This window comes from Pseudomonas migulae (assembly GCF_043225285.1).
Taxonomy (GTDB): domain Bacteria; phylum Pseudomonadota; class Gammaproteobacteria; order Pseudomonadales; family Pseudomonadaceae; genus Aquipseudomonas; species Aquipseudomonas migulae_C.
The window spans coordinates 2891181-2906160 of record NZ_CP171224.1 but is presented as its reverse complement, the minus strand read 5'-3'; the positions used below and the strand labels follow the sequence as shown (position 1 = coordinate 2906160).

General features: G+C 62.1%; 13 protein-coding genes. 2 read left to right on the top strand and 11 right to left on the bottom strand.

Features of this window, described 5'->3' with window-relative positions:
• Window positions 1-759, top strand: coding sequence for a slipin family protein (locus ACF6ZU_RS13465; RefSeq protein WP_392893172.1), 759 nt, complete (start codon window positions 1-3; stop codon window positions 757-759).
• A gap of 4 nt (window positions 760-763) precedes the next feature.
• Here the strand turns inward: ACF6ZU_RS13465 and ACF6ZU_RS13460 are convergent, their stop codons facing one another.
• The 9 genes from ACF6ZU_RS13460 to ACF6ZU_RS13420 form a co-directional block, all read right to left on the bottom strand.
• A complete protein-coding gene (locus tag ACF6ZU_RS13460) occupies window positions 764-2353 on the bottom strand; it encodes a glycosyltransferase family 39 protein (protein ID WP_392893170.1) in 1590 nt (529 codons plus the stop codon).
• A gap of 108 nt (window positions 2354-2461) precedes the next feature.
• On the bottom strand, window positions 2462-4033 hold the full coding sequence (locus ACF6ZU_RS13455; protein WP_392893168.1) for an efflux transporter outer membrane subunit: 1572 nt from the start codon (window positions 4031-4033) through the stop codon (window positions 2462-2464).
• Complete coding sequence (locus tag ACF6ZU_RS13450; RefSeq protein ID WP_392893166.1) at window positions 4030-5094, bottom strand: HlyD family secretion protein; 1065 nt, start codon at window positions 5092-5094, stop codon at window positions 4030-4032. Before ACF6ZU_RS13450 ends, ACF6ZU_RS13455 begins: the two co-directional genes overlap by 4 nt.
• 25 nt (window positions 5095-5119) lie before the next feature.
• Window positions 5120-6652 (bottom strand): MFS transporter, encoded by a 1533-nt coding sequence (locus ACF6ZU_RS13445; RefSeq protein ID WP_392893164.1) that lies wholly within the window; start codon window positions 6650-6652, stop codon window positions 5120-5122.
• Between the two features lie 217 nt (window positions 6653-6869).
• Entirely contained in the window at window positions 6870-7787 is a 918-nt protein-coding gene (locus ACF6ZU_RS13440; RefSeq protein ID WP_392893162.1) for a LysR family transcriptional regulator, read from the bottom strand.
• Between the two features lie 186 nt (window positions 7788-7973).
• Complete coding sequence (locus ACF6ZU_RS13435; RefSeq protein ID WP_392893160.1) at window positions 7974-8840, bottom strand: ABC transporter permease; 867 nt, start codon at window positions 8838-8840, stop codon at window positions 7974-7976.
• Between the two features lie 20 nt (window positions 8841-8860).
• Window positions 8861-9721: an ABC transporter ATP-binding protein gene (locus ACF6ZU_RS13430; protein ID WP_392893158.1), complete on the bottom strand. Its 861-nt coding sequence runs from the start codon at window positions 9719-9721 to the stop codon at window positions 8861-8863.
• A gap of 5 nt (window positions 9722-9726) precedes the next feature.
• On the bottom strand, window positions 9727-10752 hold the full coding sequence (locus ACF6ZU_RS13425; RefSeq protein ID WP_392893156.1) for an ABC transporter substrate-binding protein: 1026 nt from the start codon (window positions 10750-10752) through the stop codon (window positions 9727-9729).
• 17 nt (window positions 10753-10769) lie between these two features.
• Window positions 10770-11666, bottom strand: a complete 897-nt coding sequence (locus ACF6ZU_RS13420) for a TauD/TfdA dioxygenase family protein (RefSeq protein WP_392893154.1) — start codon at window positions 11664-11666, stop codon at window positions 10770-10772.
• 229 nt (window positions 11667-11895) lie between these two features.
• On the opposite strand from ACF6ZU_RS13420, the gene ACF6ZU_RS13415 reads away from it, so the two are divergent.
• Window positions 11896-12261 (top strand): tryptophan synthase subunit beta, encoded by a 366-nt coding sequence (locus ACF6ZU_RS13415; protein WP_392893152.1) that lies wholly within the window; start codon window positions 11896-11898, stop codon window positions 12259-12261.
• A 132-nt stretch (window positions 12262-12393) separates the two neighbouring features.
• On the opposite strand, the gene ACF6ZU_RS13410 is transcribed toward ACF6ZU_RS13415, so the two are convergent.
• Entirely contained in the window at window positions 12394-12702 is a 309-nt protein-coding gene (locus ACF6ZU_RS13410) for a DUF6124 family protein (RefSeq protein ID WP_392893150.1), read from the bottom strand.
• A gap of 325 nt (window positions 12703-13027) precedes the next feature.
• Complete coding sequence (lapD, locus tag ACF6ZU_RS13405; RefSeq protein ID WP_392893147.1) at window positions 13028-14974, bottom strand: cyclic di-GMP receptor LapD; 1947 nt, start codon at window positions 14972-14974, stop codon at window positions 13028-13030.
• Window positions 14975-14980: the final 6 nt, after the last annotated feature.

Sequence of the window (14980 nt, the reverse complement as noted above, 5' to 3'; positions counted from 1 at the left end):
ATGGGCCTGCAACTGGGTTTTGCCGCGCTGCTGCTGTTAGTCATTGCGCTGGCGGGATCGACCTTCCGCATCCTGCGCGAGTACGAACGCGGGGTGGTGTTCCAGCTCGGCCGTTTCTGGCAGGTCAAAGGCCCCGGCCTGATCCTGCTGATTCCGGTGGTGCAACAAATGGTCCGCGTCGACTTGCGTACCGTGGTACTCGACGTGCCGCCGCAAGACGTGATCACCCGCGACAACGTCTCGGTCAAGGTCAACGCGGTGCTGTACTTCCGCGTACTCGACCCGCAGAAGGCAATCATCCAGGTCGAGGACTTCCTCATGGCCACCAGCCAACTGGCCCAGACCACGTTGCGTGCGGTACTCGGCAAACACGAACTCGACGAACTGCTGGCCGAGCGCGAACGGCTGAACATCGACATCCAGCAAGTGCTCGATGCGCAGACCGACGCCTGGGGCATCAAGGTCGCCAACGTCGAGATCAAGCACGTGGACCTCAACGAATCGATGGTCCGTGCCATCGCCAAACAGGCTGAAGCCGAACGGGAACGCCGAGCCAAAGTGATCCACGCCGAGGGTGAATTGCAGGCCTCGGAAAAACTCATGCAGGCCGCCGAAATGCTCGGGCGTCAACCGGGCGCCATGCAGTTGCGCTACATGCAGACGCTGAGCTCGATCGCCGGGGACAAGAGTTCGACCATCGTCTTTCCGCTGCCGATCGAATTGCTCAAGGGCATGGCGGATTTGTCGGCGAAACCTTGAACCTTCAGTGTTTCGACAGCGCCGCAGACCGCACGAACAAACGCGCATTGGCGCCGCCCGCCTGGGTTTCCCCTGCGCGCTGCCAGCCGGCAGGCAACGGCGCAAACTCGTCCGCCACACCGACCGTGCCGATCAACCAGACCCGCCCATTGTCCCTGGGCAAGTCATCGAGGCTGTCGAGGTAAGTGTCCCCGGTCACCAGCGTGCCGAAGCCATAGGCGTTCGGCCGGCTCGAAATGCCGTTGGCCAACGGTGGGGTGTACAGCAAGGGCTGCGCGGCGGTTCGGTTGTAATAGACGTAACTGAGATACCAGAGCATATCGCTGGTGACGATCCGGTCGCCGGCCACGAAATGCCGGTTGACGTAATCGACCATGACGTTGATCTGATCGTGGGTATCCACCGTCGCGTTGTTCTTCAGGCCCACCAGTTCAACACCGACAAACAGCACCAGCACCGTCACGGCCAGCACGCGAAAACCTGAATACAGCCGATCAACCGCCAGTGCGACGATCATCGGCAGCCCCAACGCATACGCCGTCAGGTAACGCTCGATGAACACAGGTGTAATGAACGAAACCCCAAACACCAGCAACAGCGGCAAGGCTGTGTAGATCACCAGCAGCATGCTGCCTCGAAACACACTGCGGTCCCGCGCCAGCGCCACACCCGCAACGATCAACAACGCCAGTGGCAGCGCGATGAACAGCAGCGTCGGCAGATTTTCGCCATCGTCCTGAATCAGCAGCGACCACATCATCGACGGCAATGAACCCAGCGTCACCGGCGTTTCCCAGCCCACGTCGCCATTGGCCTTTAACTGATCCATATGCTGGAGCAGATCGATCAGGTTCGGCACCCACGGCAAGTACAACAACACGATCGCCAGGTTCGCCAGCCACCAACCGGGGCGTTGAATGTGCCGCAGGCGATAACCCGGCTGGACGCGGATCAGCCCCAGGTACAACCAGTGGCTGAGTACGCACAGTGCGGTGAAGTAATGGGTGTAGAACGCAGCCGTCATCAGCAGCGTATAGGCCACCAGATAACGCGTGCGCCGCGGACGCCGGATCCAGTACACCAGGGCAATCGTGGCGCCGATCAGCCACAGCCCCAGCAGCGAATACATGCGCACTTCCTGGCTGTAGCGCACCGCCGTCGGCAGCAGCGCCAGGAAGAAACCGGCCAGCAACGCCGCTCGGCGTGTGGCGAGCAGGTCCATCAGCCACACGCCGAGCCACACGGTGGCGATACCGGGCAATGCGCTGAGGCTGCGGATCGAGAAAATGCCGTCGCCGAACAGCGCGATCCAGCCATGCAACAACAGAAAATACAGCGGTGGATGCACGTCGTGGGCCGCGTGCACCCAGATGTCGGGCAATGAAAACTGGCTCAGCAGCAGGCTCGACCCTTCGTCGCCCCAGATGGCCGCCGCCGTCAGGTCATAGAAACGCACCACGGCCGCCAGCGCCAGGATCGGCAACAGCCAATGCTCCCGCGCCCATCGCCACCAGCGCCGGACGATCGCCCAGACGCCCGGCGCCGCGTGCGGTTCCATGGTGTCGCCAAGCGGTGTTTCTCTGCGCGCCTCCATGACTCCCCCGAAACGAGCCCCGATCACAAAACCTCTTGATCACTGTAGGGCGGCGCACGTTCGTCGTCGATGCTGGCTTTGCGACCAATGACACTCGGGCGGGTTGCGCTAACGCTGAACCGTCAGCGGATACACCGACTCCCATCCCCCGCCCAGCGCCTTGTACAACCCGACCATCGCCAGCGACACCCCGGTCGAGCTCTCGACCCACTGCTGCTGCGTCGCCAGCAGCTCGCCTTGCACGGTGAGGACGTTGACGAAATCCACCACCCCTTCCACGTATTGCTGCTGCGCGGTGCGCAGGGCGATCTGGTTCTGGCGCACGGCTTCGGCGAGGCTGTCGCGGCGCAATTGGCTGGCGTTGTAGGCGGTCAGTTGATCGTCGATCTCATGCCAGGCGCGCAACACGGTTTGTTGATAGGCAATCGCGGCTTCCTGCTGTTGCGCTTCACGCAGATTCAACACCCCGCGCAGGCGGCCACCGTCGAACAGCGGCAGACTGAACTGCGGACCGATGCCGAAGGCCCGCGAGCCCCAGGAGCCAAAATCACTCAGTTGCATCGCTTGCGAACCGAGGTTCCCCGACAGGGTGATCCGCGGATAGAAATCCCCCTTGGCTACGCCGATGTTTGCCGTGGCGGCATGCAGACGTGCTTCGGCCTGGCGAATGTCCGGACGACGCTCGGCCAGTTGCGACGGCAGGCCGATGGCGACCTGGCGCGGGCTTTGCGGCACCGGTGCGTCGGTGGATAACTCGGCGTGCAACGCTTGCGGCGGTTCGCCCATCAACAGGCTCAGGGCGTTGATCAGTTGTGACTGGCGCTGCTCCAGTGCCGGCAAACGCGACTCAATGGCAGCGACCTGCGCGGCGGCTTCGGCGACATCCAGGTCGGTGGCGACCCCGTCGGCCAGGCGCAGCTGCGACAGCTTCAAGCTATGGCGGGCGACGTCGAGGTTCTGCTCGGTGACGGCCCGCGTGTTTTGCACGCCGCGCAGCTGAATGTAGTTCTGGGCGGTCTCGGCCAGCACCGACAGCAACACGCCGCGCTGGTCGTTTTCCGCGACTTGCAGTGTGGCGTCCGCCGCTTCGGTTTCTCGGCGCACACGGCCCCAGAAATCCAGTTCCCAGGAGGTGGAAAAACCGGCGTCCCACAGGTTGAATGCGGAATTGCCATTGTGCCCGGACGGATCGCTCAGGCCTTCGCCGCTGTTGCGCTTGCGCCCATAACTGCCGGTGGCGGCGGTGTTGGGGTAGCGCTCGGCGGTGATCACCTGGCGCGCGGCGCGGCTTTGTTGCAGGCGCGCGCTGGCGAGTTTCAGGTCGAGGTTGTCAGTGAGTGCGCGTTGGGTCAGGGCCGAGAGTTTCGGGTCGCGGAAGACTTCCCACCAGCGCTCGTCCATGTCGGCGGTGACCACTTGGCTGGCGGCGGCTTTCTCTGGTTTTGACCATTCGGCGATTTGTTGGGCCTGAGGTTTCTGAAAGTCAGGGCCGACGGTGCAGGCGGTGAGACTCATCACCAACAAGGCACAAAAGGTTAGTTGAGGCAGACGGCCTCTTCGCGAGCAGGCTCGCTCCCACAGGGGGCTTCCTTTCGTGCCGAAAATTTTGCCGTTGCGCAGATCCATTGTGGGAGCGAGCCTGCTCGCGATGAGGCCCGCCCGGCCAACAAAAATATTCATCTCTGCACAACCTCATGCTCACCGGAATCAGCCGTATCAATCCGCGCCTCCACCGACATCCCCACCCGCAACCGCTCAGCCAGCGGCTGCCCCGGCTCCAGGACAATCTTCACCGGAACCCGCTGCACGACCTTGGTGAAGTTACCGGTGGCGTTGTCCGGTTTGATCGACGCGAACGTCACCCCGGTGGCCGGCGCAATACTCTCCACCCGACCGCGCAAGGCTTCGCCGCCGAGGCTGTCCACACGCACCTGCACGCCCTGCCCCGGCTGCACGTCAGTCAGTTGCGTCTCCTGAAAATTGGCGACCACATAGGCCTGCTTCAGCGGCACCACGGCCAGCAGCTTGCTGCCCGGTATGACATACGCGCCAACGCGCACCGCACGCTCGCCGACCATGCCGTCTTGCGGGGCGGTGATGCGCGTATAAGAAAGCTCGTAACCGGCCATGTCCAGCGCCGCTTGCGCGCGCTTCAGACCACCCTCGGCCGCATCACGCTGAGCCGTCAGGATTTCCACCTGCTTGCGTTCCGCCGCCAGCACCGCCGTGACGTTGGCCAACCGGGCGCTGGCCTGATCGATCCGCGTGCGCGCCTGCTGAGCGTTCTGCACCGTCCCCGCGCCCACACCGGCGAGGTGGTTGTAGCGGTTCAGTTCATGCTGGGCGAAAGCCATTTCAGCCTTGGCGGACACCACCGTCGCCTGAGCCTGAGCGATCACCGATGCCTGGCGCTCAAGGGTTGCCCGAGCGTTCTGCAGTTGCGCCCGCGCCACCAGCGTTTCCGCGTCGGCGGCCTGGGCGGCGGCGCGCAGATCGCGGTCATCGATCAGCGCCAGCAATTGCCCGGCCTTGACCTGCTGATTGTCTTCCACCAGCACTTCCTTGATGAACCCGGCGACGCGCGGCACCACCAGCGTGAAGTCTGCGAAGACAAAGGCGTCATTGGTGGTCTGTTGCGTGCGCTTGCCGAACATCCCCGGCGCCAGCAGGCAAACCAGCACGCCCACCGCCACCAGGGCAGCGACGCCCACGGCCACTTTTTTGATTGATTGAGTCGTCATAAAAACCTCTGTTTCAGTGGAGCATTCATGTCGGCGCGCGGGGCGGGAAGATCCGCGTCGGCAGCCAGAAAATCAGCAGAATCAGCGCCACGGCGATGCCGCTCATGCACAGATAAAGATCGGAGGCCGTCAGCACCACGGCTTGCTCATGCAGCCGATGGGCAAGGCCCGCGACGTCGCTGTCGGCCAGCGGCGAGTTGCCGAGGCGATCCACCAGCATCGTTGAATGGAAGTGCAGCCGCGCCGTGGTCAGCGTCTCGATCACCCCTGTGGCGATCACGGCCGCCAGGCCTTTTACGGTGTTGAACCAGGCCGAAGCGAACGGCCCTTCCATCGGGCTGATGCTGCCGGTCGAGAGCATCAACAGCGGCAACACCGCCATCGGTTGCCCGAAGATTTGCAGGAGTTGCAGTACGTAGAAATCGTCGCGAATCCACACCGATGTCAGCTGCGAACCACCGACGCAGGACAGCGCCAGCATGCTCAGACCGAGGCCCAGCACCCAGCGGCAATCGATCCAGCGCAGGTTGCACAACGCCGCCACCAACGGCAGCGCGATCAACTGCGGCAAGGCTGCCAGCAGCGTGATCGGCGCGGTCTGCACCGGGCGATAGCCTTGCACCTGCGCCAGGTAACTCGATGGAATGATGATCACCGCCAACAGGATCACCAGTACCCCGGCGAGGGTCAGCAAGGCGAACGACAGGTTGCGGATGCCGAGCATCTGCATCTTGAAAAACGGCATCGGCTGCGACCATTCGTTGATCAGGAAAAGCACCAGCAGCAGCAACCCGCCCCCGAGCAAACTGCAGATCAGGCTCGACTCGAACCAGTCCAGCCGGTTGCCCTGCAGGATGCCGATCACCAGCATGCAGATCGCCGGAAAACCCAGGAGCAACCCGCGCCAGTTGAACTGCTTGAAACGCTCCAGACGCAGCGGATCCTGGGGTATGCCGTAAGCCACCGCCGCCATGGCGATCAGGCACGGCGCGACGATTTGCCAAAAGGTCCACTGCCAGCCGAAATACTCGGTCCACAACCCGGCCAGCGGCGTGCCGAGCCCCGGGCCGAACGTCGCCGTCAGCGCATACCCGGCGAGGCCATACACTTTCACATTGGCCGGCAAGAAACGCAGCGCGACGGTCATCAGCATCGGTGGCAACGCACCGCCTGCCAGCCCTTGCAAGGTTCGCATCAGCAGCAGGCTTTCGTAATTCGGGGCGAACGGGCACAACACACCCAACAGGGTGAACAGGCTGATCGCGCAGAGGGTGAAACGACGCAAGGACAAGGTCACCGCGCACCACGGCGCGAAAGCCGCAGCGGCCACCGACGTCGCGGCATAACACGCGACCAGCCAGGTGCCTTCGTCGTAGCCAATGGCGAAACCGCCGCGGATATCCGCCAGGGCGACCTTGGTCACCATTTCGTTGAGGCCCGAAACCAGCACCGCCAGCAGCACACCCACCAGGCCAATGATGATCCGCGGACCAAACACCATGGGCGCGCTGGCCGGCACGGGCGCAGCCAGAGGCACCGAGGCCGTCAGAGAGGTCATCGGTTCAAAACTCCGAAAAATTAAGGCCGTAGTCTACGAACGCGGGTCACTGACGAAAACTGACTTATCAGCAACTTATAAGTGCGTCGGGCGCAGCAATAGCTCGGCGAAGAAAAGCGAGGGAAAAGCCTCGGTCTCGCGACACACCATGGAAAAAAGTTAACACCGCCATGCCGGGCGGAACACCATCCATAGGTGTTAGCGGCTCATACCGCCGTCAAGGCTGAGCCTCAAGCCAAGTCTGATCGCAGCAGGTCTTCAGCGTTTCACGCATCCAGCGGTGCGCCGGGTCTTTGTCGAAACGCGGGTGCCACGCCTGGGTCAGCATGAGGGTCGGCAACGGAATCGGCAGGGTAAACGAACGCAGTTTCAGGCCCAGTCGCCGCACGCTCAGCAGCGCTTCCTTGGGCACCGGCAGAATCAGGTCGGAATCCGGCAAGGCGAACATTGCCGCATGGAAACTCGGCGCAATCACCGCCACTCGCCGTTCCAGGCCAAGCGCGTTGAGCGCCGTGTCGATCGGCCCGCGAGCGATGCCGCGACGGGACATGCTGATGTGGGAAAACCCGGAGAACCGCTCGGCGGTAATCTCTTCGTCGAACAGCGGATGGTCCTCGCGTACCAGGCCGACGAAATGGGTGGAGAACAGGTTCTGGACCTTCACTTCCGGCATCAGCGGCCGGTTGTTGCTGACGCTCAGATCAATGCGCCCTTCACGCAGGGAATCGTCATCCCCATCGCCCTCGGGAACGAAGCGCAGCTCGCAGTGCGGCGCTTGGCGTTCCATGGTGTCGAACAGCCTGCCGCCGTAGACGCCCACGAAGAAATCGTTGGCGCGAATGCTGAAGCGTCGCCGCAAACTGCCCAGCTCCACCTCATCGGCGGAGCGGAACAATAACGCGGCCTGCTCCACCACTTCCCGCACCTGCTCACGCAACGCCAATGCCTTGGGCGTCGGCACCAGGCCGCGGCCGGCGCGCACCAGAATCGGATCGCCGATGGCTTCGCGAATACGCGTGAGTGTGCGGCTCATGGCCGCCGGGCTGAGGTTCATCCGCCGCGCAGCGCCCACCACACTGCCCTCGTCGAGCAAGGCGTCGAGGGCGACCAGAAGGTTCATGTCGGGGAGTTGCATGCTGAGCACTCTTGGCTGGGCAGGATTGACCTGGGCGCAATGCTAGCAAACATCTCTTACATATGTGTTGGCAGGTCTGGCCCCATCGCGAGCAGGCTCACTCCTACAGGGGTTCTTCGTTGTACACAAAGATCCCATGTAGGAGCGAGCCTGCTCGCGATGGCGCCCGACCAGACACCACAAAACCTAACGCTGCATCCCCCACCGCTTCACGGTCACCCGCTCAAGCGTGTCAAACACCAGGTTCTCCACCAGCAACCCGATCAGAATCACCACCGCCAACCCGGCAAACACCTTGTCGGTATACAGCTCATTGCGATTCTGAAAAATGTACCAACCCAAACCACCCTTGCCACTGGTCGCGCCAAACACCAACTCAGCCGCAATCAAGGTACGCCAGGCAAACGCCCAACCGATTTTCAGCCCGGCCAGAATCGACGGCAGCGCCGCCGGAATCAGGATGAACAGCACAAAGCGCATGCCCTTCAAACCGTAATTGCGCCCGGCCATGCGCAGAGTTTCGGAGACGCCGAGGAACCCGGCATAGGTGTTCAACGCCAACGCCCACAGCACCGAATGCACCAGCACGAAAATCAGGCTGTTCTGCCCCAGCCCGAACCACAGCAGCGCCAGCGGCAACAGCGCAATCGCTGGCAACGGGTTGAACATCGAGGTCAACGTGCTCAGCAGATCGCGACCGAACTGGGTCGACACCGCCAAGGTGGTCAGGCCAAACGCCAGGACAATGCCGATCAGGTAACCCTTGAGCAGCACCACCAGGGAAATCCACACTTTGCCCAGCAACTCGCCGCTGAGCAGGCCGTCGTACAACGCACTGGATGTCTGCACAAAACTGGGCAGCAACAGGTCGTTGTTCTGGATGCGCGCCACCACTTCCCACAGCACCGCGAGCAAAATCAGGATCAGGCTTTTACGCACCCAGCCCTGTTGCCACAGGCGCTGGCCAAACGGTAATTCCCGCTCCAGCGGCACGCTGGTCAGCGGTTGCAACACGGTTTCAAATTCTTCACGCACGGATGATAACTGGCTCATCGGGCACTCCTCTCAATGGCTCAGTAAGCGATGCGAATGTCGGCGAAATCCAGCTCGCGCTCGGTTTCCGGCGACTGCCCTTCATCGAACAGCAAGCGATGAATCCGTCGTGCCGATTCCTGAAACGCCACGCCGCCGAGGCTGTGCAAATCGTACTGATGGCTGTGGACTTCCGCCCGCACGCGGCCCGGATGCGGCGACAGCAACAAGATGCGATTGCCCACCACCAGCGCTTCTTCGATGGAGTGCGTGACGAACAACAGGGTGAAGCGCACCTCTTCCCAGAGCAGCAGCAATTCTTCCTGCATCTTGCGGCGGGTCAACGCATCGAGCGCGGCGAAGGGTTCGTCCATGAGGAGGATTTTCGGCTGCATCGCCAGGGCCCGCGCGATGGCGACCCGTGCCTTCATGCCGCCGGACAAGGTGTGCGGATAGGCATCGGCAAACGCCGCCAGACCGACCTTGTCGAGGTAGTGCAGTGCCCGTTCTTCAGCCTCTTTACGCTTGAGGGTTTTCGACGCCAGCAGCGGAAACATCACGTTCTGTTTGACGGTCTTCCACGGCGGCAGCTGGTCGAACTCCTGGAACACCACGATCCGGTCCGGCCCCGGCGCATCGACGCGCTGGCCTTGCAGACGGATCTCTCCCTCGACGGGCTGGATGAACCCGGCGGCGGCCTTGAGCAACGTCGACTTGCCGCAACCGGACGGCCCGAGCAGGACAAAACGGTCCGCCGGGTCGATTTCAAAACTGACTTGGTGAGTCGCCCGGACCACACGCTGGGGCGTGCGGTACTCGAGGCTGACGTTATCGACCGACAGCAACGCTTGGTTTGCTGCGTTCGGTTTGCTGACCGTGTGGCCTTGCAAAGGGGCGTTCATGTCGGTCAGCTCCCTTGCAGCGGTTTGGCGTCCTGGAAGAAGTAATCCTTCCACGAATCCGGTTTGTTTTTGATCGCGCCGACGCGGTAGAGGAACTCGGCGAGCGGGTAGGTGTTTTTCGGCGTCACGCTGAATTCGAACTGCGGGTTGTCGATGATTTTCAGCAGCGCGGCGCGGTCGATTTTCGCCTTGGTCACGCGGATGTAGGTATCGGCCGCCGCACCTTTATCGTTCTGGGCAAATTGCGCCGCTTCGGTCAGCGCCTCGACGAACGCCTTGTAGGTTTTCGGGTTCTCGTTGCGGAATTTCTCGGTGGCGAACAGCACCGTCGGCGAGTTCGGGCCGAGCAGGTCATAGGTGTTCAGTACCACGTGGACGTTCGGGTTTTCCAGCGCCTGATCCTGGAACGGCGGGTTGGAGAAGTGTCCGGACAATTCGGTGCCACCGGCAATCAGCGCAGCCGTGGCGTCAGGGTGCGGGACGGCGATGGTGTACTTGTCGAGGCGATTGAATTCCTTGTCGCCCCACTGCTTGGCAGCGGCGTATTGCAGGAAGCGCGACTGCACCGACACACCCACCGCCGGCACCGCAATGCGATCCTGCTCGGTGAAGTCGGCGATGGTTTTGACCTTCGGATTGTTGCTCACCAGGTAGTACGGGAAGTTGCCGAGGGAAGCGACCGCCTTGACGTTCTGCTTGCCGTGGGTGCGGTCCCAGATGGTCAGCAACGGGCCGACGCCCGCGCCAGCAATATCAATCGAGCCGGAGAGCAGCGCATCGTTGACCGCCGCGCCGCCGGACAGCTGCGTCCAGTCGACCTTGATGTCGAGGCCTTCCTGTTTGCCGTACTTCTCGATCAGGTTCTGATCGCGCACCACGTTGAGCAGCAGATAAACGATGCCGAACTGTTCGGCGATGCGGATTTCACCTTCGGCGTGGGCCACGGTCGGCGCCACCAGGCTGCCGGCGAGCAGGCTGAAACCCAGACCGATGGCCGCGGCCAACGGTGCAAATGGAAGACGTTTGGACATGATCAATCTCCGACAAATCAGAAAGGCGCGTCGCCCTGAATGGTGGTGCGATACAACTTGCGGCGCAGATGGCTTGGGCACCCGGCGGCGAGGTGGATCAGCGAGCGGTTGTCCCAGAACACCAGGTCATGGGGCTGCCATTGATGGCGGTAGATGTTTTGCGGCAACACGCTGTGGGCGTAGAGTTCGTCGAGCAATTGCTTGCTTTCGTCGTCCGGCAACCCGACGATGCGGGTGGTGAAGCCTTCGCTGACGAACAACGCCTTGCGGCCGTTTTCCGGGTGCGTGCGCACAATCGGGTGCACGACTTCGGCGACCTGAGCCAGTTGCTCCGGCGTCAGCGTCGGGCGCCAGTTGCCTTCGAATTTGGTTTCGCTGTAACGCGCCGTGTAGGAATGCGCAGCCGAGCGACCTTCGACGGCTTTGCGCAAAGCGTCGGGCAGGTTGTCCCAGGCTTTGTGCATGTCCGCGAACAAGGTGTCGCCGCCTTCGGACGGCAGCTCCTGGGCGTGCAGCATCGAGCCCAGGCTTGGCAGTTCTTTGTAGGAGAGGTCGGAGTGCCAGAACTTGCCGGCGTCACCGAGGCCGATGGATTGGCCGTTCTCGATGATGTTGGAAACGATGAGGATTTCCGGGTGCCCGCTCAGCAAAAACTGTTTGAGCACGTGGATCTGCAACACGCCGAAACGACGGCTGAAGTCGATTTGTTGTTCAGGGGTAATGCGCTGGTCGCGGAACACCACCACGTGATGATCCAGATGCGCGCGATGGATGCGGGCAAATTCCTGGTCATTGATGGGGCGGGACAGGTCGAGGCCGATAATTTCGGCACCGACAGCGCCGCTGAACGGACGGATTTCAAACACTTGCGGCGCGTTGTTCGCGGCGCTTGGGGTAGCAGTAGCTGCAGACATGATTCACTCCCACGCACGGCACGCTCGATGGCGCGCACGTCGATCAGAAACTCACGGAGGTCCCGTGTTGGTTCGTGTCGTGCGGCGCGCCGATTGGTCGGCAGGTACGCAGGGGGTTGACTTTATAGGTATAAGAACACGATTTTAAATACCGTTAGCGAATAACCATATGGCCTAATTCGCCTATGCTGCTGACAGGATGACGCTGCTCAACTCTGAGGGACGCTCAATGTTCTACGTGCAACGCAATGCGGACGGCCAATTGACGCGCGTGGAAGCCGAGGCCTACACCGGATCCACCGAAACCCTGCCCGCCGATCACCCCGACCTTCAAGCCTGGTTCGCCAACGAAGTGATGGAAACCAGCCACAAGCAACTGCAGCAGATCAAACAGCTCAAGCAATTGAAGCAGAGCGACCTGGACATGATCCGGGTACTCGACGACCTGATTCAGGTGCTGACGGATAAGGGCGTGATCCGCGTGACCGATTTGCCGGCGGCGGCGCAGGCCAAGTTGATGGACCGGTCCCAGGCCCGGGAGGCGTTGGGGGGGTTGAGTCATTTGGTGGATGAGGATGATTCGGGGTTGATCTGAGCTGTTGTTCTTTGTCGTCTGTTCCGACGCCATCGCGAGCAGGCTCGCTCCCACATTGGATCTTCAGTGAACATCTCATCTGTGTTCGACAGAGGTTTACTGTGGGAGCGAGCCTGCTCGCGATGGCGGCCTTCAACTCACCGCCGGCTCATCCTTGCTGAACAAAAACGCCAACAACTCCGGCGACTCCAGATGATCCAGCGCCCGCTCCACCAATAAATGCACGCCATCAGCCATCCGGTTAAGCGCCAACGCGACGCATCGGCTCGGGCCGTCCACGTCGTCGGCGAGGTTGGCTGCGATGGCGCTGATGGAGAGCAGGTCTTCGGAGGCGTTGGCGAGCAGGGCTTCGATGTTGACATCGGGGGCGACGATGAAGAGCGAGGTTTTGTGCGGCGCGATTTCAGCGCTATTTGGCGAAGCTGATGCGGTATCGGACATGAGTATGACCCTCAGAGATTATGTGGGCTTTACCCGGACTTGCACGTCCGAGTCACTGTTAATTCAGTGACAAACTCAGACTATCCACGGACCTGGGCCCGGACAAGTTCACGGACACCACCGCGATTTGAAGGAAATCTCCGACGCGGTTGTCCCCATTCGGATGTTCCCACAGACGGGTCGGTGGCGTCTGTTATGACGCCATCGCCGGCAAGCCGGCTCCTACAGGTTTTGTGTTTGACCATTAACGTGTGATCAACCGCAATCTCTGTAGGAGCCGGCTTGCCGGCGATGGCGGCCTCACTGACAAAGCAAATTCAAAGCCTCACGCCCAAGGCTTCGGCTCCCCACACAACCGCCCCTGCACACCATAAACCCCCATCTCGCGAATCACCGACAACTCGCCTTCGGTCTCGACCCGCTCGGCAATCAACGGCAAATCAATGCTGTGCGCCGCCCGCTGGATCGCCTCGATGAACAGACGCTTGTCGCTCTCCTTATCAATCGCGCGGATATACACGCCGTCGATCTTCAGGTACGCCAGCCCCAGCCGCGCCAGGTTGCCGATCATGCTGAAGCGCCCGCCAAAATGTTGCAGGCTCAACGAGAAGCCGATCTCACGCAGGCGCCGCGCCAGGTCTTCCAGTTTCGCTTGCTCCGGCAGTTGCTCCTCACCGATTTCCAGGATCAGCCGCGGGCCGAAACTGGAGTGCGCGCGCAACATGTCGAAGACTTTGCCCAGCGCCTGTGGACTGGTCAGCGTCGCCGAAGACAGGTTCAGCGCCAGCGACGCTTCATGGCCAGCCATTTGCTCAAGCACCCGCTCCAGCATCAGCCGATCCAGCCGCGCCGCCCAGCCGAAACGCTCGAGCCACGGCAGGAATCGCCCCGCCGGAATCGTCTGGCCCTGATCGTCGATCAGCCGCGACAAGACTTTGTAATGCAGCACCAGCGTCGTGTCCTGGCTGGCCACCACCGGCTGAAAATACAGCTCGAAACGCCGCTGATTCAGCGCCTGATCGAGCAGCGTGTGCCAGGCATGATGGTCATCGCCGACGCTCGCCGGCGCCGTGCGATCCAGGCAGACCCACCGCGAGTCACCTTGCCCCTCGGCCTGCGCCAGCGCCTGATCCGCCAGGCCGAGCACCGCTTGCGGGGCGTCGCCGTACATGAACGGCGCCAGCCCGATGTAGGCCACGGCGGCGACATCGGTGGCGCCGGTCGCATGCAGGCTCGTCATTGCCGTGTCGAGGTGTTGCGCCAGTTGCAGCGCTTCGGTGTGCACCAGCCCCGGCGCCAGCACGGCGAATTCGCCACCGCGGATCCGCGTAACCAGGTTCAGTGTTTCGGGATATTTGGCGCACTCACGAGACAGCTGCTCGCCGACCGCTATCAGCAGGTTGTCAGTGTGTTGGCCGCCCAGACGCTGATTCAACCCAGCGAGGTCCTTGACCCGCAGCAGCAACAGATAACCCGAGCTTGCGGTTTCCGGGTTGCTCACCCGTGCATTCAATTCCATCTCGAAGTAACGCCGGTTGGCCAGCCCGGTCAAAGCGTCCCGATAGGACTCGTCGCGCAGTTTTTCACTGCGCTCGGCCTGCTCCTGAAACAACGCCTTGAGCTTCTCGACCATCTGGTTCATGGCCTGCACCACGCGGCGCAATTCCGGGGTGCGCGGCAGGTCGGGCAGGCTGAGGAATTCGCGGCGGGCAATGGCATGGGATTGCTGGACCATGTAGTCCAGCGGTTTCAATTGCCGACGCAGCAACAACGCGCCCAGCGCCGCACTCACCGCGCCGCACAGCAGCAACCAGCCGAGGCTGCCCAATGCGCTCTGCCACAGCTTGGCCAGCGCAAACATCGGATGGCTGACCACTTCGACCCGCGCCGCCTGCTCCCAGCCACGGCTGACGATCGCGTCGCCGCCCGCCGGCTCCAGGCCGATCAGTTTGACGAACCAGTCCGGCACGTTGTTCACCGCCGGAATGCCGCTGCGCTCGACCAGGGTCTTGTCGTTCGACAGATCGACCACGCGGATGCTCGCGTAATAACCACTGTCGAAAATCGAGCTGACCAGCAGCTCGACCATCGCCGGGTCGTCGATGTTCGGCGTCAACGACAGCGCCAGCGCCGTCGCCGCGTCCTGCGCGTGGGAGCGCAGCTGGTTGACGTACTGGGTGCGCGAGCTTTCGAGGCTGACCATGAAGCTGCCGGTGAAGGCGACCACCAGGAACAGACAGATTGCGATCAATAGCTGTTTGAACAAAGACATCTGAGC